The organism is Candidatus Latescibacterota bacterium (assembly GCA_019038625.1).
GTDB lineage: Bacteria > Krumholzibacteriota > Krumholzibacteriia > Krumholzibacteriales > Krumholzibacteriaceae > JAGLYV01.
Genome location: JAHOYU010000166.1, coordinates 1 through 2086, shown reverse-complemented (window position 1 = coordinate 2086; position 2086 = coordinate 1). Strand labels below are relative to the sequence as shown.

At 47.9% G+C, this 2086-nt stretch carries 2 protein-coding genes; both read right to left on the bottom strand.

Annotated elements, in window-relative coordinates:
- Positions 1-330 precede the first annotated feature (330 nt).
- The gene (locus KOO63_12115; protein ID MBU8922553.1) at positions 331-1482 is read right to left on the bottom strand and encodes a right-handed parallel beta-helix repeat-containing protein; all 1152 of its coding nucleotides are present in this window, start codon (positions 1480-1482) and stop codon (positions 331-333) included.
- 78 nt (positions 1483-1560) lie between these two features.
- Positions 1561-1902 (bottom strand): T9SS type A sorting domain-containing protein, encoded by a 342-nt coding sequence (locus KOO63_12110; GenBank protein ID MBU8922552.1) that lies wholly within the window; start codon positions 1900-1902, stop codon positions 1561-1563.
- Between the last annotated feature and the right edge of the window lie 184 nt (positions 1903-2086).

Genomic DNA, 2086 nt, shown 5'->3' with positions numbered 1-2086 from the left:
GCTTCCACGTGGAGTGGGACATGGGTTGAAAAATCTTCCCCTGGTTTCAAATCGGCCAGGTATGTTTCAAGATTCTCTCGTGTGATTTGGTGGAGTAGGGTTTTGGCTGGACGGCGGGGGCGATAAACCCTGGCACTTGCGTAACAGCAACTGTCGTTGCCAGGATCATCGCCAGAGCCACCATGGGAATGTTTCTCATGGATCCTCCAATAATCGTCGAGATATCCTTTAGACGGAGATTATACCATGAATTACTGCAGCCGTGTTCTTTCCCGCCGTCTACCCTCGGGTGGGTCGAGGAAACGAACTTTGCCCGTAGATACCTGACCCTCAGCGAAACATCGATTTGAAGCCGCCGAGGCTCTTTTTTTCAGCAGGAAGGGGGACAGTTGAAAAAGGCTCGAAGACCACGAAGGCTTTGATACCCCAAACCGGGTCGTATTCGTCGTTCCCATCGTAGATCCAGGCAGCGATCGAATCTGTGTCGGTCGTGCCCCAGTAGTTGTTGGTCATGTCGATAAAAAGGTCTTCTTCGTTTAGGGAAAAACTCTTCAAACGTACAGCATAACGCTCGCCACGAAGAATATGGTTCCCATGGATTTGTGGAAGGCTATTTTCTATTCTAATAGATTCCAACTCAGAACCCGAGAGAGTATTTCCATTTATATTAATGTCATCATTGTACCCTCCAGCAGTCGAAATATTCACCCAGCCCCCATCCAACGAATTCTCCGTGACATCGACTCGTCCCGAACTCCGAATAATAAAGCCTATCCCTAAATGTTCCGTAACTGTACACTTTTCAATAGACCCAGAACAGTGATCAAAATACCCCGCCGTTTGGCAATTGTTGAATGTACAGCTAATTACATTCATCCGTGGAGAGGATTGGAAGTAAAACCCCTTTGATGAGCAGTTCAGAAACTCGCAATCTTCAACAATCAAATCATGACCCGGAGAGATGGCAAGAATCCCTCCATCGGCCATGTCATCAAATTTACAATTGGAAATCCGACCATTAACCATTGACCAAATCCCGAAGGTACATTTTTGGAAAACACATCCCTCAATATCAAAACTTCCGCCTTCAGAAATAACACCATATTTATTTCCCTCCAAAGTGACTCCACTTAAATAAAAAGTTCCGCCTGTCAAATACCCATCATTGTTGAAACCGGTGGGCCTTTCCCACTGGCTACCATCTTCAGATCCAATAATGGTCATATCTGCTCCGGCTCCAATTACCGTCAAATCACCAAGGTGGTTGTTACCAACAATATCATAAACTCCACCCGGGTAACTAGTAGATTGATAGTCTTCAAATCTGCCAGGCCCAATACGAATAGTGTCCCCAGCAGCAGCGGCATCAAAAGCATCTTGAATCACAGTGAAATCACCAGAACCGTCTTTCTCCACAAACCAAGTGGAGGCATGGCCAACAGCGGAAGTAAAAAACAGACCGGAAACTACTACGGAAATCATCCACAAGTGCCGCAACATCGTTGACCTTTCAGAAAATTGACTGGGGGTCAATCATACCAGCCAACCCCCCAACAACCATCATTTAATAAGCAGCATCCTTCTCGTAAAATTGGACCCGCCGACAGAAAGACGGGCAAAATACACCCCGCTGGATACTCGGCGACCCGATGAATCACGCCCTTCCCACGAAACTCCATGTTTCCCGGGGGGATAAACTTCGTCCACTAGGTCCAATACTTTTCTGCCCCTGATGTCGAAGAGCGAAATCTTCACGTGCTCATCGTTGGCAAGGGTAAACCCGATCTTCGCCACAGGATTGAAGGGGTTCGGAGCTACAGGCAGTAGATCCGTCACCCATATTTCAGTTGATTCGCTGATCAGCCCCTCGGGCGGGCCGGTCATTCCTTTTAGCTGAAGCATTCCAGGCTCGCTAGGTACAAACTGGGGTTGAACCGCAAACCCAAAATCTTGCCGGACACGAACCCAACTGGAGCCATCGGTACTCATCCAACCTTCACATCCGCCACCGGCGACGAATCCAAAGAGGATAGGAATTCCAAACGCCTATTCCCTCCCCCGGTGACCAAAAGTTGATTGTACTCTA